The following is a 20,739-nucleotide window of genomic DNA, read 5'->3' on the forward strand; positions in this document are numbered from 1 at the left end:
TGCGCCTAGCTGGGCCACCACGCAGAAACCCGCCTTGGCAGCCTGCCGATACCTTGGCAGGCCGTCCAGCGGCGTGGCAACACCAGTCGGCCAGGCGCAGGAATGCTGCGACTGCAAAATACACTTGCATGGCGCAGCGCAATTTAATATCGCTGAGCGCAAAAATCACGTAATTTCCTTACCGAGAGGCGCGACATGTCCTTCCGTATCCAGCCCCAGCCCCCGGCCCGCCCAAATCGCTGCCAGCTCTTCGGCCCCGGCTCTCGCCCGGCGATCTTTGAAAAGATGGCGGGCTCGGCGGCAGATGTGATCAACCTCGATCTCGAGGATTCGGTCGCGCCGTCGGACAAGGACAGCGCACGCGGCAATATCATCGAGGCGATCAACGATATCGACTGGGGCAACAAGACACTGTCGGTGCGGATCAACGGGCTCGACACACCTTGGTGGTATCGCGATGTCGTCGACCTGCTGGAACAGGCCGGCGAGCGGCTTGACCAGATCATGATCCCCAAGGTTGGTTGCGCCGGCGATCTCTATGCCGTCGATGCGCTGGTGACGGCGGTCGAGGCGGCCAAGTCCCGGCAGAAGAAGATCGCCTTCGAGGTGATCATCGAAAGCGCCGCCGGCATCGCCCATGTCGAGGAGATCGCCGCCGCCTCGCCCCGGCTCGAGGCGATGAGCCTCGGCGCCGCCGATTTCGCCGCCTCCATGGGCATGGCCACCACCGGCATCGGCGGCACCCAGGAAAACTATTACATGATCCACGAAGGCCAGAAACACTGGTCGGACCCCTGGCACTGGGCCCAGGCCGCCATCGTCGCCGCCTGTCGCACCCATGGCGTGTTGCCGGTCGACGGGCCGTTCGGCGATTTCTCGGATGACGAGGGCTTTCGCGCGCAGGCGCTGCGCTCGGCCACGCTGGGCATGGTCGGCAAATGGGCAATCCACCCGAAACAGGTGGCGCTGGCCAACGAGGTCTTTACCCCCTCGGACAAGGCGGTGACCGAGGCGCGCGAGATCCTGAGCGCCATGGAAGAGGCCAAGGCCAAGGGCGAAGGCGCCACCGTCTACAAGGGGCGGCTGGTCGATATCGCCTCGATCAAACAGGCCGAGGTGATCGTGCGGCAATCTGAGATGATCGCCGGTAACTGAACCTTAGCGGTTTGGCGGCATGACGGCAGAGCCCCGCTGACCGGGGCCCTGCCGACCCGGACCCTGCCATGACCCTGCCGCTCACGCTTTTGCATTCCACCCAGCTTCATTGCCGGATCTTCGATCGATTGCGCGACCGGATCGCGCCGCCGCTGCGGCTCGAACACAGGGTGCGCGCCGACTGGCTGGCACGGGTGCGCAGCGACGGCATGACCCGCCAGCTCGCCGCCGAAATGCGCAAGGCGGTCGAGACCGCGCCGGGCCGGGTGCTCTGCACCTGCACCTCGCTGGGCGAAGCGGCGGACGAAGCCGGGGCGATCCGCATCGACCGGCCGATGATGGCGGCGGCGGCGCAATCCGACGGGCCGATCCTGCTGGTCTGTGCGCTCGGTAGCGCCGCTGGCCCCAGCCGGGCCCTGCTGCAATCCTGCCTCGAAGAGACGGGCCGCGCCCCGCCGGTCACGACCCTGGTGGTCGAAGAATTCTGGCCGCTGTTCGAGGCCGGGCAAGTGGCCAATTTCTGCGCCGCCGTCGCGGCGGCGGCGCTCGAGGCGGTGCAGGTGCGGCCGGATTTCCGCACTGTCGTGCTGGCGCAGGCCTCGATGGCCGATGCGGCGCATCTTCTCGGCGGTCTCGGGCCGGATGTGCTGGCGGCGCCGGAACTGGCACTGCGCTGCGCGCTGGACCTTGCGTAATCCCGAGGACGGCACGCAACAATTGCCGTTTCCCGCCGCAGCGAAGGCGGGTATCCCTGCGGCATGACCTTTGATCTCTTTTCCGCGCTGGCGGTCTTTGCTCTTGTCGGCACGTTGACCCCCGGGCCCAACAACCTGATGTTGCTGGCCTCGGGCGCCAATTTCGGCCTGCACCGGTCGCTGCCGCATATGCTGGGAATCATTCTCGGCTTTCCGGCGATGATCTTTCTGGTCGGGCTGGGCGCGCTGCGGCTGTTCGACCGCTGGCCGGCACTGCATGACGTGCTGCTGGCCGCCTCGGTTGCCTACATGATCTGGCTGGCGTGGAAGATCGCCCATGCCAGCCCGCCCGCCGAGGCACGGCAGCAGGGACGGCCGCTGACCTTTCTGCAATCGGCCGGTTTCCAGTGGATCAATCCCAAGGCCTGGACCATGGCGCTGGGGGCGATCACGCTTTATGCCGCCAGCCGCGATCTGGCGTCGCTGCTCTGGGTGGTGGGCACCTATGTGGCCGCCGGCGTGCTCTCTACCACGGTCTGGACGACACTCGGCCGGCAGCTGCGCCGGCTGTTGCGCGCGCCGGGCCAGTTGCGGCTGTTCAACCGGGCGATGGCAGTTTTGCTGCTGGCGTCGCTGGTGCCGGCGCTTCTGCCGGGCTGAGACACGCCAAAGATTGCATCCGGCTGCACATCGCGCCATATACCCGGTGAAGAAAAGGAGTTGTCGCATGGCGCATTATCTCGATTTTGAGAAACCGCTGGCCGAGATCGAGGGCAAGGCAGAGGAGCTGCGGGCCATTGCCCGGCAGAGCGACGATCCGATGGATGTGGACGAAGAGGCCAATGCGCTCGACCGCAAGGCCTCGGCGATGCTCAAGGACCTCTACCGCGAGCTGACACCCTGGCGCAAATGCCAGGTGGCGCGGCATCCGCAGCGGCCGCATTGCAAGGATTACATCGAGGCGCTCTTTACCGAATTCACCCCGCTGGCCGGCGACCGGCAGTTCGGCGAGGATCTGGCGGTGATGGGCGGGCTGGCGCGGATCAATGACCGGCCGGTGATGGTGATCGGCCATGAAAAGGGCCATGACACCCAGTCGCGGCTCGACCGCAACTTCGGCATGGCCCGGCCCGAGGGCTATCGCAAGGCGGCGCGGCTGCTGGACATGGCGGACCGTTTCGGTCTCCCGGTGATCACCCTGGTCGACACCGCCGGCGCCTATCCCGGCAAGGGCGCCGAGGAACGCGGCCAGTCCGAAGCCATCGCGCGGTCGACCGAGGCCTGCCTGTCCGTCGGCGTGCCGCTGATTTCGGTGATCATCGGCGAGGGCGGCTCGGGCGGGGCCGTGGCCTTTGCCACGGCCAACCGCGTGGCGATGCTGGAACATTCGGTCTATTCGGTGATCTCGCCCGAGGGCTGCGCCTCGATCCTGTGGAAAGATGCCGAGAAGATGCGCGAAGCGGCGCAGGCGCTGCGGCTGACGGCGGAGGATCTCTACAAGCTGGGGGTCTGCGACCGGATCATCCCCGAACCGATGGGCGGCGCCCAGCGTGACCGCACCGGCACGATCAAGACCGTGGGCCGGGCGATCGAGCAGATGCTGGCCGACCTGTCGGAGAAGGACGGCGAGACCCTGTGCAAGGAACGGCGGCAGAAGTTCCTCGACCTTGGATCGAAGGGACTGGCGGCCTGAGGGCGGATTTGGGGGCTCTGCCCCCGTCGCCAGGGGCGACCCCCCCGAGGGTATTTTCGGCAAGAGGAAGCAGGGGGTGCCGGGCTCAGTTGGCTAGCATCCTCAGCCCCTGGGTGACGTCGGAACGCACCGCGAGGCGCAGGCCGGGTTCGTCACCGGCCTTGAGCGCGGCGATGATCAGCCGGTGGAAATGCGGCGCCTCGGTGCGCCGCAGCCGGCCGTAGAGCGCCCGCATCGTCGGCCCCAGTTGCAGCCAGACGGTTTCCGCCATCGCCAGCATCGCCGGCGCCTGGGCGCGCAGGTAGAGGGTGCGGTGGAACTCGAGGTTGGCGCGGATGTAACCCACCGCATCGCGGTTCGAGATCACATCGGCAATTGTCAGGTTGATACTGTGCAGCCGCTCGATCAGCGCGATATGCGCCCGCGGCAGCGCCCGGCTGGCCAGCTCCACCTCGATCAGCGAGCGCAGCGCCGCCAGCTCCTCGATGCGGTCGTTCGACAGCTCGGGCGTGGCCACCCGGCCCGACGACGACAGCGACAGCGCGCCTTCGGCCACCAGCCGTCGCACCGCCTCGCGGGCCGGGGTCATCGAGACGCCGTATTCGGCGCCGATACCGCGCAGGGTGAGCGCCGCGCCGGGGGCAATCTCGCCATACATGATCTGCGAGCGCAGCCCGCGATAGACCTTGTCATGGGTCGACACCGCGCTGTCGGGCTTGGGGTTGATCAACATGGCGCAACTGTGATCACAAATCTCGCCGTCCGCAACAGGCTTTACGTGAACCGGATGCGGTGAAGCGCCGCGCCTTCCCGGTGCAGCCACCGGCGTTGCGCCTGATAGGGCCCGTAAAGCTGCGTCACCAGCGCCCAGAAAGCGGCGGAATGGTTCATTTCCTGCAAATGCGCCACCTCATGTGCGGCGACATATTCCAGCACCTCGGGCGGGGCGAGGATCAGCCGCCAGGAATACATCAGCCCGCCATCCGCCGTGCAGCTGCCCCAACGCGAGCGGGTGTCGCGCAGGGTGAGCCGCGCATAGCCGCGCCCGAGACGGGCGGAATATCGGTCCGAGGCTTCGGCCAGCCGGCTGCGGGCATGGGTCTTGAGAAACCCCAGCAGCCGCGCCGCGACCCGCTCTTCCGGCCCTGGCACCAGCACCCGGTCGCCGTCGAGCCGCACCCGCCGCCCCTGCCCGGCCTCCACCCGCCGCGCCAGACCCTCGATCGGCAATCGGACGCCGAGGCCCACCGATACCGCGTCCTCCTGATTTGCCAGATGTCCGCGCAGCCAGGCTTCCTTGTCGCGGGCAAAGTCCAGCGCCGCGCGTTCCGACACGCCGCGCGGGCGGGTCAATGTCACGGTGCCGTCGAGCGACGAGATCCTGAGGGTGATCCGGCGCGCCCGCGCCGATGTGCGCATCTGTAGCGGCACCGGGGGGTTGCCGGGAAGCGAATGTTGGCCCATATGGGGTCCTTGAACTGCCGATCCGGTGCCTTTTGCCAAAGGCTTTGACACGGGCACTGGTCTTATGGCAGGGGACCGCAATTGCCCGCAAGACTGAAAGTGTAAGAGGGACCCAGATGCCCAAGGAAGAATGGGGAACGAAACGCCTTTGCCCGACCACCGGCAAGCGATTCTATGACCTGAACGCCAACCCGATCGTCAGCCCCTATACGGGCGAAGTGCTGGAATTCGACCAGTCCAAGAACCGCATGATCGAAGCCGACGCGGAAGATGCCGCTTCGGCCAAGAAAGCCAAGACCAATGACGAGGTCGTGCTGGACGACGAGGATGCGGAAGTCGATGTCGACCTCGGCGACGACATTCTCGAGGACGAGGATGACGATGACAACGTGCCGCTCGAAGAGATCGCGGACGTCGCATCGGAAGACGACGACTCCTGATCGAAAAAAGTGGCCCAGGGGGGAAGATTTTCGCTTGAACCTCCCTGCGCCTTTGCCTAATACGCCCGTCACGAGGACGGACGATGCGTCATCGGCAAGGGGCCTTAGCTCAGTTGGGAGAGCGCTACAATGGCATTGTAGAGGTCAGGGGTTCGACTCCCCTAGGCTCCACCAAATCCCGCCAGCATCGGCGTGCAGAAAAGACCGGGGCCCGGCCCGGTCTTTTGCGTTTCCGGCCACTGTTCCGGCCGACCTGTCGAAGCTCAGGCCAGGAGGTGGTTGCGGCGCGCGCCGGGCCGATGCCCGCCGCGCCACTGGGCAGCAAAACCTGATCCGACCCTTGCCTTTGGCCATGGAGACTTATCCTCCTCTGTCATAAGCTGCGGTAAAACCGCAGAGCAGGGAGTGAGCATGTTCAAATTCGGCCGGTTTTTGGCAGTGGGGGCGGCCCTGGCCAGCCTGACCCTCGAAGCGCGGGCGCTCGAACGGGTGCAACTTCGGCTCGTCGGCCTCGAGTCGGAAGCGGATACCGCCGCGCTGGGTGAGAGCCTGCAATCTGCTTCGGTACTGAATACGCTGGAGAAATCCCCGGACACCGTGCCGCGCGACGTGGTTGCGGCGGCGCGGGCCGATTACACCCGGCTGGTCGAAACGCTTTATGCCCAGGGCTATTACTCGGCCGTCGTCCGCATTGGAATCGACGGACGCGAAGCGGCGCTGATCGACCCGTTCCAGGAACCGGCGACGATTGACGAGGTGATCGTCTTTGTCGATCCCGGCCCCCGCTTCCGGCTGGGTCAGGCGCAGATCGCGCCCCTGGGTGGCGACAATCCGCCGGTCGAGGAATTTCGCAGCGGCGCACCGGCGCTGGCCACCGTTGTGCGCAATGCCGCACAGACCGCCGTGGGCGATTGGCGTGAGCGCGGTTTTCCCAAGGCCGAGATCGTCGATCAATCAATCGCCGCGCGCCATCCGACGGCCCGGCTTGACGTGGATGTGCGTATCGCGCCGGGCCGCCGGGCCCGTTTCGGCGACACCACCGTCACCGGCCAGACCACGGTGCGCGAGCCCCGGGTGCGCCAGATCGCCGGGCTGCCCAAGGGCGAGCGCTATGCCACCAGCGAGGTCGAGCGCGCCGCCGGGCGGCTGCGCAAGACCGGCACCTTCCGCTCGGTGCAGATCGATCAGGCCGAGGCGGTCGAGCCGGATGGCACGATCGACATGGAAATCACCGTCATCGATCGCAAGCCGCGCCGCATCGGCGGCGGCGTCGAGGTATCGACCTTTAGCGGGCTCAACCTCACCGGCTATTGGCTGCACCGCAATTTCCTCGGCGGGGCCGAGCGGTTTCGCGTCGAGGGCGAGATCAGCCAGATCGGACTTCAGGCAGAGGGAATCGATTACGCGCTGTCGTTCCGGTTTGAACGGCCGGCGGTCTACGGCCCCGACACGCTGTTTTTTGCCGAGGCCGGTCTCGCATATGAGGACGAGCCCGATTACCTCGAGCGCCGGGCCGAGCTGACGGTCGGTGTCTCGCGGCAGTTCAACGAATTTCTCACCGGTGAGCTGGGTCTCGGCCTCAGCTATTCCGAAGTGACCGACCGGTTTGCCACACCGGAGACCACGCGCACGCTGCAAATCGTGTCGTTGCCCACGGCGCTGACCTATGACAAGCGCGACGATCCACTCGACGCCACCAGCGGCTTTTTCCTGCGCGGCGCCGCCACACCGTTTTATGAAACCGTCGATGGAGCTCCGGGCGCGCATCTCACCTTTGATGGCCGGGCCTATCGCGCCTATGGCCAAGAGGAACGCTTTGTCACCGCCACCCGGCTGCAACTGGGGGCGCTGGTCGGCCCCGAGGCCGAGGATGCGCCGCCGGGCATGCTGTTTTATTCCGGTGGCGGCGGCACCGTGCGGGGCCAGCCTTATCAATCGCTCGAGGCCGATTACGACGGGGTTTCGCTGGGCGGCCGCTCCTTTGCCGCCGCCTCGGGCGAGCTGCGCTATGGCGTGACCGACACCATCGGCGTGGTGGCTTTTGCCGACGCCGGTTACGTCGGCGCCGAGCTGTTCGAAGACGGCGAATGGCACGCCGGCGCGGGGCTCGGCCTGCGGTACAAGACGCCGGTCGGGCCGATCCGGCTTGACGTCGCGGGCCCGGTGGCCGGCGACACCGGCGATGGCGTACAAATTTATATTGGGATTGGTCAGGCCTTCTGATGCGGATTTTCCTGCTTTGTCTTTTGTTTCTCGCCCCTGCCGCCGCCGTCGCCCAGACCAGTGAAAGCGACCGTGGCTTCATCCAGGGCATTCTCGAAGACGCGCTTTCGGCGCCCGGGCGCGAGGTGCGCCTGGAAGGGTTTGCCGGTGCGCTGAGCTCGCGCGCGACGATCGACCAGATCACCGTCACCGATCCCGATGGCGTCTGGTTCACCGCCCGGGGCGTCGGCTTGTCGTGGAATCGCAGCGCCCTGCTGCGCGGCCGGGTCGAGATCGAGGAGATCTCGGTCGAGGAGATCGCCCTGCCCCGCCTGCCCTTGCCCAGCGAAGGCGAGATGCCTGCCCCCGAGGCCAGCGGCGGCGGCGCCTTTTCGCTGCCCGAACTGCCGGTTTCGGTCCAGATCGACGAAATGCGGATCGATCGGGCCATCCTCGGCGAGCCGCTGTTCGGCGAGGCCGCCGAAATGGCGTTCACCGGCAGCGCGCAGCTGGCCGGCGGCGCCGGCGAAACCCGGCTCGAGGTGCGGCGCCTTGACCGCGAGGGCTCTTTCACCGTCGATGCCGCTTTTGACAACGCCAGCCGCGAACTGGCGCTCGATCTCGATCTGAGCGAGCCGGAAAACGGCATTGCCGCCAATTTGCTCGAGCTTCCCGACCGGCCCTCGGTGGCGCTGAGCGTCGAAGGCAACGACCCGATCAGCAATTTCACCGCCGACATCCTGCTGGCCACCGCCGGCGAAGAGCGGCTGTCCGGCCAGGTCCGGCTGGGCAGCAGCGAGGATGGCGCCGCCTCCTTTGCCGCCGATCTGTCCGGCGACATCGCGCCGGTCTTTGCGCCGCAGTTCCGCGAGTTCCTGGGGAGAGACGTGGCGCTCGTGGCCAGCGGCCAGCGGCGTGCCAGCGGAGCGATGAGCCTCGATGCCCTGCGCGTCCAGGCCGCCGCCATGACGATCGAGGGTGAGGCCCGCATCGCCGCCGACGGCTGGCCGGAAAGCTTCAACTTCGACGCCGAGATCACCCCGCCGCAGGGCGACACGGTGATCCTGCCGCTGCCGGGGGATCTGACTTCTGTCGCCGGCGCCTCGCTGACCGCGACCTTCGACGCCTCGGCCGGCGATGTCTGGTCGCTCAACGGCGCGGCGCGCGGCTATCAGCAGGCCAGCCTGAGCATCGAGCGGGTCGCCTTTGACGGCACCGGCACCATCAAGCGCGACGATCAGAGCGTGACCGGCGGCGTGTCGGTCAACGCCGAGGGCATCGCCCCCGCCGACGCCGCCCTGGCCCGCGCGATCGGGGCGCAGGTGCGCGGCGCGCTCAACTTCGGATGGGCCAACGGCGCGCCGCTGCGGCTGCGCGACATCGCCCTGACCGGGGCCGACTATGGCCTCACCGGCTCGACCGTGATCAGCGGCCTGCAAGCCGAGGCGCCGCTGACCATTGCGCCGGATGTGACGCTGGCGGCAGAAAACCTCGGTCGGTTCGCCGATCTCGCGGGCGTCGCGCTGACCGGGGCCGCCGAACTGGCGATCACCGGGCGGATCGAGCCGCTGACCGGCGTGATCGACCTGGTGCTCGACGGCGCGACCGACGATCTCGGCGCCGGCATCGCCCAGCTCGATCCGTTGCTGGAAGGCGAGGGCATCCTGCGTCTCGGGGTGTTGCGCAACGAAGACGGGCTGCGCGCCGATCCGCTGACCATCCGCACCGATCACGCCAGCATCACCGGCATGGCCAACCTGCGCACCGGCACCTCGTCGGCCGAGCTCACCGCCCGCGTGCCCGATCTGTCGCGCGCTGTCGAAGGCTTTGAGGGCGCGGCGGAAATCACGGCGCAACTGGCACAGGATGGCGACGTCTGGAGCATTACGGCCGATGCCCTGCTGCCGGGTGAGACGACCGCTAGCTATCGCGGCTCGGTCACTGGCGATGGCCAGTCCTCGCTGGTGGTCGCCGGTGAGGCCGCGGCGGTGGTGCAACGACTGTCGGCCTACACGCCGCTGGCCGGGCGCACGCTTTCCGGGGCAGCCAATCTGACGCTCGAAGGCCAGGCCGACGTGCTGGCGCAGAGCTTTGACCTGACCGTCGAAGGCGCCCTGCGCGATCCGCGTTTCGGCGTGCCCCAGGCCGAGGCCCTGCTGCCCGGGCTGACCCGGATCGATCTTTCGGCCGAGGGCGCCGTCGGCGGCACGATCACCATCCGCGAGGCGGTCATCGACGGCCAGGAGATCGACGCCCGGGTGACCGGCGGCTTCGGGCCCGAGACCGGCGACGTCGCCTTCGATCTCACGATTGCCGATCTGGGCCTGGCCCTGCCCGACCTCTCGGGCCCGGCCGAACTGACCGGCACGGCGCAACGCCGCGACGCAGTCTGGCAGATCGACACCGAGGCCAGCCTGCCCGGCGGCACCGGCGCCAGCTATTCCGGTACGATCTCCGGCGATGGCGAAACCTCGCTGCTGATCACCGGCCGCGCCGAGGCGCGGGTCGCCGAGCTTGGGGCCTTTTCCGGGCTCGCCGGGCGCGATCTCGGGGGCGCGGCTTCGGTCACGCTCGAGGGCCGCGGCGATATCGTGCGGCAGAGCTTCGACCTGACAGCCAGCGGCAACCTGCAAAGCCCGCGCTTTGGCGTGCCGGTGGCCGAAGGGCTGCTGCGCGGCACAACGGCGTTCGATCTTTCGGCGGCCGGGGAGATCGGCGACGAGATCACCATTCGCCGTGCCGTGATCGTCGGCGATCAGCTTCAGGCCAATGTCAGCGGCGCCTTCGGCCCGAGGACCGGCGATCTGACCTATCGCATCGCGGTGGCCGATCTCGGTGTCGCCCTGCCCGATCTGCCCGGTCCGGCCAGCGTGACCGGCACGGCGCAACGCGACGACGCGGTCTGGCAGGTTGCGGCCGAGGCCAATCTGCCGGGTGACACCGGCGCACGCTTTGACGGCACGATCACCGGCGACGGCCAGACCGAACTGCGCGCCGACGGCCGTCTCGAGGCCCGCATCGCAAGGCTCGACGCCTTTTCGCCGCTCGCCGGCCGCGCCTTGGGGGGCGCGATCTCGGTGACGGCGCAAGGTTCGGTTGATGCCCTGGCCGGCAGTTTCGACATCGCGGCCGATGGCACCGTCACCAGCCCGGTCTTTGGCGTGCCGACGGTGGAGCCGCTGCTGCGCGGCACGTCGCGTTTCGACGTCAACGTCGCCCGCGGTGCCAGCGGCGCGCTGACCTTCCGCAACCTGGTGTTCGACGGCCAGGCCCTCGACCTCCGTCTCGACGGCGGTTTCGGCGGCGGCAGCAGCAGTCTGAGCTATCGCGTCGCGGTGGCCGACCTGGGCATTCTGGTGCCCGATCTGCCGGGCCCTGCAACGCTCTCGGGCACCGCCGATCAGCAGGGCGACCGCTGGCGCATCGACGCCTCGGGCACCGGCCCGGGCGGCATCCAGCTGGCGGCGCGCGGCAGCGTGGCCCAGGATTTCTCGCGCCTCGATGTCTCGACCGAGGGCCGGGTGCCTCTGGCGCTGGCCAATCGGCGGCTTCAGGGACAGGCGCTGAGCGGCTTTGTCAGCTTCAATCTCGCGGTCAACGGCCCGCCGGCGCTGAGCTCGGTCTCGGGCCGGCTGAGCCTGGCCAACGCGCGACTGGCGCTGCCGGCCCAGAATATCGCGGTGACCGGCATCACCGGGCAGGCCGACCTGGCCGGTGCACAGGCGCGGCTGGCGCTGACCGGCAATATCTCGAGCGGCGGCCAGCTGCGGATTTCCGGGCCGATCGCGCTCGAGGCGCCTTATACCGCCGATCTCGTGGCCGAGCTGGCCAATGTCACCCTGCGCGATGCCGCGCTCTACGAGGCCCAGCTTGGCGGCCGCGTCACCCTGAGCGGGCCGCTGGCAGGCGGCGCGCGGATTGGCGGCGCGATCGACATCGCCACCGCCGAGCTGCGCATCCCCGACATCGGGCCCTCCTATTCGGCGCTTGACGGGCTGCGCCACATCAACCCGCCCGCCGATGTCCGCCAGACCCTGCGGTTCGCCGGGCTCGAACCGGTGGACGAGACGGCAAATGCCATCGGCCCGGATTATCCGCTCGATCTGCTGGTGCGGGCCCCCAACCGCATCTTTGTGCGCGGCCGGGGCCTCGACGCCGAACTCGGCGGCAGCCTGCGGCTCACCGGATCGACCAATGATATCGTCCCGATCGGCAGCTTCTCGTTGATCCGTGGCCGGCTCGACCTGCTGGGCAACCGGCTGACGCTGACCCAGGGCGATGTGCAGATACGCGGCAGCTTTGACCCTGTGGTCGCCTTCGCGGCGACAACCCAGGTCGGCGAGGTCGATGTCACGCTGCGGCTCGACGGGCTGGCTTCGGCGCCCGACCTGACGGTGACCGCAGACCCGGATTTGCCCGAGGAAGAGGCGCTGTCGCTCCTGCTCTTCGGCCAGGACGTGACCTCGATTTCGGCCTTCCAGGCAGTTCAGCTTGCCTCGGCGATCCGCACGCTCTCGGGGCAAGGCGGCCTCGGCCTCACCGGCACGCTGCGCGAGGGCCTGGGGGTCGACGATCTGGATATCGCCACCGATGCCGAAGGCAACACCGAAGCCAGCGTCGGAACCTATATCTCGGAGCGGGTCTATACCGATGTCACGGTGTCGAGCGACGGCACCAGCGAAATCAACCTGAACCTCGACCTGACCGATGACGTCACCGTGCGCGGACGGCTGGGCAACGATGGCGACACCGGGCTCGGCATCTTTTACGAGCGCGATTACTGACGTCGCCTTGACCGGCGGGATGTGCCAGAACGGGGCGATGCAAGAGAGCTTTGTCATATCGCCGCAGAGCGCCCTGCTGACGCCAGAGGCGCGCGGGCTCGCTGCGCTGGTCCAAGCCCTCCGGCACGGCGGCGCGCTGCATCTGTCACAGGCAGCGGGGCCGCTGGCCATGGACGGTCCGCCGATGCTGTTCTGCGAGACCTCCGGGTCCTCGGGCGCGCCCAAGGTGATCCGGCGACGGCCCGAAAGCTGGCAGCGCTCGTTCGAGGTGACCGCAGGGCTCTTTGGCCTCGGCCCCGCCGCGCGCTATGCCTGCTTTGGCGATCTTGGCCATTCGCTCACGCTCTACGCCCTGCTCGAAGCGTTTCATCTCGGCGCCGATGTGGCGGCGCTGGCCGGAATGCGGCCCCGCGCGCAGGCGCAATATCTGGCCACGGGGCGGATCAGCGTGATCTATGCGACACCGACACAGCTGCGGCTGCTGCTGCGCGGCGCCGAAGCGGCGGGGATCGAGGAATTCCCCGCGCTGCGCCATATCTTCTGCGGCGGCGGCGCGCTCGACAGCGCGTTGCAGGGCCAGCTTCGGGCGCGGTTCGCGACGGCCGATCTGCGGGTTTTCTTTGGCGCCAGCGAGACCAGTTTCATCACCATGAGCGAGGCCGGCACGCCCGCCGGATCGGTCGGCCGCGCCTATCCCGGCGTTGACTTGCGGATCGATGCGCCGGCGGGAGAAACCGGCGAGATCTGGGTCGCCAGCCCCTATCTCTTCGACGGCTACGCCAGCGGCGCCGCTGCCGAAACCCGGCGCGCGGGCCACTGGCTGAGCATCGGCGAGATGGGCTATCTCGACGCGGCCGGCCATCTGTTCCTGCGCGGCCGCAAGAGCCGCATGGTCACCGTCGCAGATCACAATGTCTTTCCCGAGGAAATCGAGGCGGTGGTGGCAGGGCAGCCCGGCGTCTCGGCCTGCGCGGTGGTACCCCGCCCCGATGCCGCAAGGGGCCACCGGATGATCGCCTTCGTCCAGGGCACCGCGCCGGAGGCGGCCCTGCGCGCCGCCTGCCGCGCCGTCCTGCCGCCGCAGGCCGTGCCGCAGCGCTTCATCCGCATTGATGCCCTGCCCCTCCTGCCGGCCGGCAAGCCCAACCTCGCGGCCTTGGCCAGAAGGGCCGAGGCATGAGCCACATCCTCGCCGCCCGCCGCAGCGCCGTGGCGCCGCGCAACGGCGCCTTCGCCACGCTGGAGCCGCACGACATCGCCACACCGGTGATCGACGCCCTGCTGGCTGATGCCGGCCTTGCCCCCGAGGATATAGGCGAGTTGATCCTGTCAAACGCCCTCGGCGCCGGCGGCAATCCGGCGCGCGTCACCGCCCTGGCGGCGGGCCTGCCGCAGCGCGTCGCCGGGCTCACCATCGACCGGCAATGCGCCGGCGGCCTCGACGCGCTGCTGCTCGCCGCGGCCATGGTGCAAAGCGGCCTGCATGAGGTGGTGATCGCCGGCGGCGCCGAAAGCTATTCCCGCCGCCCGCAGCGCTTGCGCAGCTTCGCCGACGGCCGCCCGCCCGAACCCTACGACCAGGCCCGCTTCACCCCCTGGCCGGAACGTGACCCCGGCATGGCAGAAGCCGCCGACCGCCTGGCACGAGACCAGGGGATCAGCCGCGAGACACAGGACACCTGGGCCATCGAAAGCCACCGCAAGGCGCTCGCCGCCACAGCTCCCGGCATCGTCGAGATCGCCGGCCTCACCAGAGATCCCTTCACCCGCGCCCTCACCCCCCGGCTCTGCGCCCGCGCACCACAGGTCCATGGCACGATCACCGCCGCCAACATGGCCGTGGCTGCCGATGCCGCGGCCTTCGTTCTGGTGGTGTCAGAGCGTGTGGCCCAGGGCCGCCAAAGCGCCGGGATCATCGCCGGCAGAACCCTCGGCGGCCCCCCGGACATGCCCGGCCTCGCCCCGATGGCCGCCATAGAAGCTGTCCTGGAGGGCACCCCGGCTAACACGCTGATAAGCGCCGAGATCATGGAAGCCTTTGCCGTCCAGGCCATCGCCTGCCAACAGGGCGCGCAGCTCCCCCGAGAGATCGTCAACCGCGATGGCGGCGCCCTGGCCCGTGGGCATCCCATAGGCGCCAGCGGCACGATTCTCGCGGTCGACCTGTTTCACCAGCTGCGCAAGACGCCCGGCACCGGCCTCGCCGCCATCGCCTCCGCCGGCGGCCTCGGCACCGCCCTGCTTCTGCGCACCCAGGGCTGATCCAAGTCCCCTGGTCTTCTTCTCTTTGAAAATACCGCCGGGGGGTCCGGGGGGCTGGCCCCCCGGGTCTCGGGTCTCAGTCCCCCTGCGCCGGGGTGTTGATCCCCATCTTCTGGAAGTAGCGCTTGATGTTGCGCGCCGCCTGGCGGATGCGTTGCTCGTTCTCGACCATGGCGATGCGCACATAGCCCTCGCCGCGCGGGCCATAGCCGATGCCCGCCGCCACCGCGACATTGGCATTGGTCAGCAACTCCTTGGAAAACTCGAGCGATCCCATATGCGCCAGCGCCGGCGGCAGCGGCGCCCAGGCGAACATCGAGGCGGCCGGCGCGGGAATGTCCCAGCCGGCGCGGGCAAAGCTTTCGACCATCACGTCGCGGCGCTTCTGATAGCGGGCGCGGTTCTCGGCCACGATGTCCTGCGGCCCGTTCAGCGCGGCGCAGGCGGCGGCCTGGATCGGAGTGAATGCGCCATAATCGAGATAGGATTTCACCCGCGTCATCGCCGCGATCAGCTTGGGGTTGCCGACGGCAAAGCCCATGCGCCAGCCGGCCATGGAATAGCTCTTCGACAGCGAGGTGAATTCCACCGCCACATCCTTGCCGCCCGGCACCTCGAGGATCGAGCGTGTCGGCTTGCCGTCATAGTAGAGCTCGGAATAGGCCAGGTCGGAGATCACATAGAGATTGTTGTCCTTGGCAAAGGCCACGAGGCGTTCGTAAAACGCCAGGTCCACCGTCTCGGCGGTCGGGTTCGACGGGTAGTTGACCACCAGCACCTTGGGCTTGGGCCGACAATCGGCGACGGCTTTCTCGAGGCTCTCGAAATAGAACTCGTCCGGTGTCGTCGGCACCGCGTGGATCGTGGCGCCGGCCATGATGAAGCCGAAGGTATGGATCGGATACGACGGATCGGGCGCCAGCACCACGTCGCCCGGCGCGGTAATCGCGGTGGCGAGCGAGGCCAGCCCCTCTTTCGAGCCCATGGTCACCACCACTTCGGTCTCGGGATCGAGTTCGACATTGAAGCGGGTGCCGTAGTAATTGGCCTGCGCCCGGCGCAGGCCGGGGATGCCCTTGGATTGGGAATAGCCGTGGGCGTCGGGCTTCGAAGCCACTTCGATCAGCTTGTCGATGACGTGCTGCGGCGGCGGAAGATCGGGGTTGCCCATGCCGAGATCGATCACATCCTCACCCTTGCGCCGCGCCGCCGCGCGCATCGCGTTGATCTCGGCGATGACATAGGGCGGCAGAAGGCTCAGGCGGTAGAATTCATCGGACATGGCAGTATTTCGGTTGTTGTTGGGATGATGCGCCATGGCTTACCCGCCGTCGCCGCCGGTTGATAGCCCGATTCAGGACCAGAGCCGTCCGAAATGGCGAATATTTTCCCTCAGGTCAGCGTGACCACCACCAGGGCCGCCATGCCGAGGTAAGTCAGATGGTGCAGGAACTGGTCCAGACCCAGCGCCAGCCAGAAGCGCGGATCGGCGGTGGTCAATGCCTGCCGGCGCAGCCAGCGTTCCTTGGCCCAGTCGAGATGGTAATGCAGCACCGTCTCGGCCAGGGCGAGCCCGGCCAGAACGCCGGCCCCCACCCCGGTCAGCGCCAGAAGCCCGAAGCTCAGCGCGCCATGGATGCCGGCATGCACCAGGCCGCCGGGGTGGCCGTAGCGGCCCTTGCCGCTCAGCATGAAGGGGGTCTGCAACAGGTAGTCGCCGGCCAGATGCTTGACCTGGAAACCGAGGAGAAGGAGCAGAAGCCATTGCGCCTCGGCGCTCATGGCGCAACCGCGCGATAAAACGCCATGGTGCCCGGCATGTCGATGCCGCCGCCGGCATCGACAAAGGCGGAGAACGCCTCGCGGATCTCGCCGGCGATATGGGCCTTTTGCGCCGCACCGGGTTGTTTCAGGCGATAGAGCGTCGAAATCGGGCCGACGTAAGCCAGTGTCTGCATCAGCGCGTCCAGTCCTCCGGGATGGCGGATTGCGATGGTCTCTTGCCATCCTTCCACCTGACGATAGCCCGCCTGACGCAACAGGCCTGTTACATAGGTCACATCGGCGAAGGCCAGCGGGCCGGGCGGCGGTGTTTCGCCGAGCGGCGGGGACGGCAGCGGGCCAAGGTGCCGTTCGGCAACGCCGAGGGGCAGGGAAAACCACGGGTTGCCCCGCGCCGCCCAGCCGTTGAAGACGATCACCCCGCCCGAGGTCAGCCGCCGGCGCAGGCGTGTCAGCGCCACTACCGGATCGGAAAAGAACATCATGCCGACATGGGCGGCGCAGATGTCGAAGCCGGCGGCATCGAGCGCATCGGTCTGGATGTCGCATTTGGCAAAGGCGAGGTCGCCCCGGCCTTCGGCGCGGGCCCGCGCCAGGCGCAGCAACGGCTCCGAGACATCGAGGCCAAGCACCCGCCCGCCGGGGGCAACCGCATGGGCCAGCGCCAGGCTGAAACTGCCGGCACCGCTGCCGATCTCGAGCACCTGGCGGCCCGGCGCCAGCGGCAGCAGCGCCGCCAGCCGCCGCATCGACTGCCCCAGTAAGAGATCGAGATCGGGCTGGTGTTCGGCCCAATCGGCGCCGGACTGGCCGTTCCAGACGTCATGCGTGGCCCGGTTGCTCACCCGGCCCGTTCCCGGATTGTCGCCAGCGCCGCGCGGGCGTCGGCAAGGTCTGCGGTGGTCATTTCTGCCGGAAACCGCGCCAGGGCCTCGGCCAGCGCCCCGGCCCGGCCCGGATTGATCCGGCTGGCCGAGACATGCGCGCGCAGGGCGCAGAACACCGAGGCCTGTTCTTCCGCCACCGCCAAGGCCTGATCGATGTGCCAGAGCCCCTCGGGCACCTGCCCGCGCTGGGCCAGCAACTCGCCATGCACCCGCAGCACCTCGGGGCGGACAAGGTTTTCCTGGCTGCGTTCGAGCGCGGCCAGAGATTGCTGGGACATTTCCCAAGCCTCGTCCGGAAGGGCGCAATCTTGCGCCAGCCCGGCGCGCAGGGTGAGATAGAGTGGTTGCAGCATGTGGCTGCCCGAGGCGTTGTAGCAGTCAAAGCCGGCGTCGATCTGGCTGCGGCCACGGTCATGATCGCCCAGCCGACAAAGCCCCCAGCCCAAAAGAATCCGCCCCACCCCTTCGTGGAACGGAAACTCGAAACGTTCGGCCAGCGCGGCCGCCTCTTGCGCGGTGGGCAGCAGCCGGTCGAAATCCTGCATCAGGTGATAGGTAAAGGCCGAAAAGGTCAGCGACCGGGCGAGCGAGAACGGGTGTTCGATCCGCCGGGCGATCGAGAGCATCTCGTCACAGCAGCGCAGCGCAGCCTCGGGTTCGCCGAGATACCACAGCCCGCTGCTCAAATAGGCCATGCAGCCCAGCCCCGGATCATCGCCGTAGAGTGCGATATTGCCGGCGCCGTCGCCCTTGGCATAGCCGGCGATGGCCTCTTCCAGGTGGCCCCGCGCCGCGCGTAGGTTGCCCAGCATGAAGGCGGTGGCGCCTAGCGCGCGCCGGGCCTCGAGCGACAGCGCGGCATCGGGCGCGGCATCGCCGGTCAGCGCCATCATCTCCTGCGCCACCTTTTCGGCGGCGATGTATTGCGCGCTCATCTGGCGGTACATCCAAAGCCCGCGGCGCACGGCAAAGCGGTCGGAGGGATGCCCGACACTATCGGCCAGCGCGGCCGCCTCGGCATAAAGCGCGCCGACCGTTTCGGCGCCATACCCGTCGTGCGACGACAGCACCGGCCCCAGTGCCAACAGCATCGCCAGCCGGCGAGCGTCGCGGTCGCGCCCGGCGGGCAGCTTGTCTAGCAGGCTCAGGCCCCGGCGGAAATGCTCGATCGCCTCGCCCTGGGCCGACCGCCGCGCGGCGCGGATGCCGGCGCCCTTCCAGCGTTCCACCGCCTCGGAATAGCGCTCGGCCGCGGTCAGGTGGTTGGCCAGCACACGGTCATCCGCGGTCGGGCTGAGCGCCAGGGTATCGGCCACCGCACCGTGGATCGCGCGCCGCCGCGACTTCGGCTGCGACTGATACGCCGCCTCTTGAATGAGCGCGTGGCGAAAGATGTAGCGGGTGTCGCCGGCCTCGATCGGCTCGATCAGCGCGAGGGCTTCCAGCGTGTCCAGCAAGGCCGCCAGATCGACCGAGTCCCGGCCGGTCACCCGGGCCAGAACTCCGGGATCGAAGATCCGCCCGATGCAGCTTGCCACCTGCGCCACCGGCCGCGCATCGCCCGCCGATTCGAGCCGCGCCGCCAGCACCCCCTGCAAGGTCGCGGGGATGGTCAGCGTGGCGGCGTCGCCGCTGCCGTCTCCGGCGCGCTTGATCACGTCGCGGGTCAGCTCCGAAACGAACAGCGGCACCCCGTCAGAGGCCTCGACGATCCGATCGCGCACCTCCGGCGCCAGCCCGGCCGAAAGCTGCGCCACCATGCGTTCGGCCGCGCCCCGGCCCAGCCGCGACAGCTCGATCCGGCGCACCGGCCCGTGATGTGCCCAGCCCGGCGCATATTGCGGCCGCGCGCTGGCGAGGATGACCAGAGGCAGATCGGCGGCGGATTCGGCCAGATGGCCGAGCAGCTGATCGCTCAGCGGGTCGGTCCAATGCATGTCTTCGAAGACCAGAACCATCGGCGCATGGGCGCAATCGGCGCGCAGGATCTGCGCGATGGCCTCGAACCAGGCCGAACGGCGCAGCTCGGCCGATTGCACCAGTGGCGCAGGATCGAGATCGAGCAGATCGCCGAGACCGCTCAGATAGACTTCGGACGCCAGCCCTTGGTGCGCAGCCAGCGCGGCAAAGCCGTCGCGCCGCTGACCGACCGGGGCATCGGGCAGCACGCCCGCCCGCTCGTAGAGCCAAGCCACCACCGGGTAGAGCGTGGCATTGTCGTTGTAGGGCCAGCACTGAAGCTCGTGCCCCTGCCCGCCGCTGTTGCGGCAGGCGCGCAGGAAATGCGCGCTCAGGTGGCTCTTGCCGATACCGGCCTCGCCTTCGAGCAGCACGATGCGCAGACCGGCGCCTTCGACCACCTCCTGCCACCAACCGGCAAGCCGGCTGAGCGGCCGGGCGCGGCCCTCGATCGGCGCCTCGCCGAGCCGCGCATTGCGCGCCCGGCCCGGCATCGACTGTATCGAGGCTCCGTCAAGCCGCACCACGCCGACCTCCGAGGTGAAACCCTTGACCAGATGCGGCCCCAGATCGGTCATCGCAAAGCGCGGCTCGGGCAAAAGCGCCGCCGTCGCGCTGTCGATCAGCACTTCGCCGGGAGCGGCCAGCGCCTCGAGCCGCGCGGCCAGGTTCGGTGTCTTGCCGAACACGGTATCGAGCCGGAGCGACCCGGATTCGACCTTGCGTCCGGCCAGTACCAGCCCGGTGGCCATGCCGACCCGCACCCGCAGCGGCAGGCCCGAGGGGGCCAGCAGCTTGGCCGCCGCGCCGATCAGCGCCAACGACGCATGGGCGGCGCGCTGCGGCGCATCCTCATGGGCCTGCGGCCAGCCGAAGTAGATCAGCAGCCCGTCGCCGAGGTAATTGCCCACATGCCCGCCCCAGCGCGCCACTTCGATTCGGCAGGTTTCGACAAACCGGGCGATCAGCGCCTCGAGGTCTTCGGGATCCATCGCCGTGGCCAGCCCGGTGAAATCCACCAGATCGCAGAACAACACGGTGATCTGTCGCCGCTCGCCCGAATCCGGCCGGGGCGCCGGCAGGGCCCGGGCCAGGCCGTCGCCAGCCTCGCGGAACTCTGCAATCGCCTTGAGCACCCGTTTGCGCGCGCCCAGCGGCAGGCCGATTTCGCGCAGATCAGCACCGGTCAGCGTCTCGAGAATATCGAGGCCGATTTCGTGCTCTGCAAAGCGCGCCACGTATTTTTCGAGCCCATGGCTGCGAAGCCAGTCTTCAACCTGCAATCGGACCACCTGCCGATCTCAAACGAGATTTCCAAGTAAAGGTATTTAAAGTGATATTCATCACACTTATAACCGGTTACGCCGGATAACGGTATATAGGTAAGTCGCTTTTTTAAATCGATGGTGACAAAAT

General features: G+C 68.2%; 15 protein-coding genes and 1 tRNA gene. 10 read left to right on the forward strand and 6 right to left on the reverse strand.

The annotated features are described in order from the left end of the window. Positions 1 to 195: 195 nt before the first annotated feature. The 4 genes from AC0J5K_RS14360 (at position 196) to AC0J5K_RS14375 (ending at position 3,543) form a co-directional block, all read left to right on the forward strand. Positions 196 to 1,155: an L-malyl-CoA/beta-methylmalyl-CoA lyase gene (locus AC0J5K_RS14360; protein ID WP_074839655.1), complete on the forward strand. Its 960-nt coding sequence runs from the start codon at positions 196 to 198 to the stop codon at positions 1,153 to 1,155. Between the two features lie 68 nt (positions 1,156 to 1,223). Continuing rightward, positions 1,224 to 1,850 carry a hypothetical protein gene (locus AC0J5K_RS14365; RefSeq protein WP_074839652.1) on the forward strand — a complete coding sequence of 209 codons (627 nt, stop codon included), beginning with the start codon at positions 1,224 to 1,226 and terminating at the stop codon, positions 1,848 to 1,850. A gap of 63 nt (positions 1,851 to 1,913) precedes the next feature. After that, positions 1,914 to 2,510, forward strand: coding sequence for a LysE family translocator (locus AC0J5K_RS14370; protein ID WP_048532998.1), 597 nt, complete (start codon positions 1,914 to 1,916; stop codon positions 2,508 to 2,510). 67 nt (positions 2,511 to 2,577) lie between these two features. Then, the gene (locus AC0J5K_RS14375; protein WP_274565402.1) at positions 2,578 to 3,543 is read left to right on the forward strand and encodes an acetyl-CoA carboxylase carboxyltransferase subunit alpha; all 966 of its coding nucleotides are present in this window, start codon (positions 2,578 to 2,580) and stop codon (positions 3,541 to 3,543) included. An 85-nt stretch (positions 3,544 to 3,628) separates the two neighbouring features. Here AC0J5K_RS14375 and AC0J5K_RS14380 read toward each other — a convergent pair whose 3' ends face one another. Beyond that, the gene (locus tag AC0J5K_RS14380; RefSeq protein ID WP_048533000.1) at positions 3,629 to 4,276 is read right to left on the reverse strand and encodes a GntR family transcriptional regulator; all 648 of its coding nucleotides are present in this window, start codon (positions 4,274 to 4,276) and stop codon (positions 3,629 to 3,631) included. 41 nt (positions 4,277 to 4,317) lie between these two features. After that, on the reverse strand, positions 4,318 to 5,007 hold the full coding sequence (locus AC0J5K_RS14385) for a M48 family metallopeptidase (protein WP_074839649.1): 690 nt from the start codon (positions 5,005 to 5,007) through the stop codon (positions 4,318 to 4,320). A gap of 116 nt (positions 5,008 to 5,123) precedes the next feature. Here AC0J5K_RS14385 and AC0J5K_RS14390 point away from each other — a divergent pair, with 116 nt between their 5' ends. From AC0J5K_RS14390 to AC0J5K_RS14415, 6 genes are all read left to right on the forward strand, one after another. Further along, positions 5,124 to 5,447 (forward strand): TIGR02300 family protein, encoded by a 324-nt coding sequence (locus AC0J5K_RS14390; RefSeq protein WP_074839647.1) that lies wholly within the window; start codon positions 5,124 to 5,126, stop codon positions 5,445 to 5,447. Between the two features lie 98 nt (positions 5,448 to 5,545). After that, a tRNA-Ala gene (locus AC0J5K_RS14395) sits at positions 5,546 to 5,621 on the forward strand. A 237-nt stretch (positions 5,622 to 5,858) separates the two neighbouring features. Then, positions 5,859 to 7,670, forward strand: a complete 1,812-nt coding sequence (locus tag AC0J5K_RS14400) for an autotransporter assembly complex protein TamA (RefSeq protein ID WP_074839604.1) — start codon at positions 5,859 to 5,861, stop codon at positions 7,668 to 7,670. After that, complete coding sequence (locus tag AC0J5K_RS14405) at positions 7,670 to 12,433, forward strand: translocation/assembly module TamB domain-containing protein (RefSeq protein ID WP_274565403.1); 4,764 nt, start codon at positions 7,670 to 7,672, stop codon at positions 12,431 to 12,433. The genes AC0J5K_RS14400 and AC0J5K_RS14405 overlap by 1 nt, the downstream gene beginning before the upstream one ends. Before the next feature lie 37 nt (positions 12,434 to 12,470). After that, positions 12,471 to 13,613 (forward strand): AMP-binding protein, encoded by a 1,143-nt coding sequence (locus tag AC0J5K_RS14410; protein WP_274565404.1) that lies wholly within the window; start codon positions 12,471 to 12,473, stop codon positions 13,611 to 13,613. Further along, the gene (locus AC0J5K_RS14415) at positions 13,610 to 14,695 is read left to right on the forward strand and encodes a thiolase family protein (protein WP_274565405.1); all 1,086 of its coding nucleotides are present in this window, start codon (positions 13,610 to 13,612) and stop codon (positions 14,693 to 14,695) included. Before AC0J5K_RS14410 ends, AC0J5K_RS14415 begins: the two co-directional genes overlap by 4 nt. 76 nt (positions 14,696 to 14,771) lie before the next feature. Here the strand turns inward: AC0J5K_RS14415 and AC0J5K_RS14420 are convergent, their stop codons facing one another. From AC0J5K_RS14420 to AC0J5K_RS14435, 4 genes are all read right to left on the reverse strand, one after another. Further along, positions 14,772 to 15,977 (reverse strand): LL-diaminopimelate aminotransferase, encoded by a 1,206-nt coding sequence (locus AC0J5K_RS14420; RefSeq protein WP_048533978.1) that lies wholly within the window; start codon positions 15,975 to 15,977, stop codon positions 14,772 to 14,774. Positions 15,978 to 16,087: 110 nt separating this feature from the next. Further along, the gene (locus tag AC0J5K_RS14425) at positions 16,088 to 16,477 is read right to left on the reverse strand and encodes a DUF3307 domain-containing protein (RefSeq protein WP_074839594.1); all 390 of its coding nucleotides are present in this window, start codon (positions 16,475 to 16,477) and stop codon (positions 16,088 to 16,090) included. Next, positions 16,474 to 17,322: a class I SAM-dependent methyltransferase gene (locus tag AC0J5K_RS14430; protein WP_074839591.1), complete on the reverse strand. Its 849-nt coding sequence runs from the start codon at positions 17,320 to 17,322 to the stop codon at positions 16,474 to 16,476. The genes AC0J5K_RS14425 and AC0J5K_RS14430 overlap by 4 nt, the downstream gene beginning before the upstream one ends. After that, a complete protein-coding gene (locus AC0J5K_RS14435; RefSeq protein WP_274565406.1) occupies positions 17,319 to 20,606 on the reverse strand; it encodes an adenylate/guanylate cyclase domain-containing protein in 3,288 nt (1,095 codons plus the stop codon). The genes AC0J5K_RS14430 and AC0J5K_RS14435 overlap by 4 nt, the downstream gene beginning before the upstream one ends. Positions 20,607 to 20,739 lie beyond the last annotated feature (133 nt).

This window comes from Marinovum sp. E3 (genome assembly GCF_055755275.1).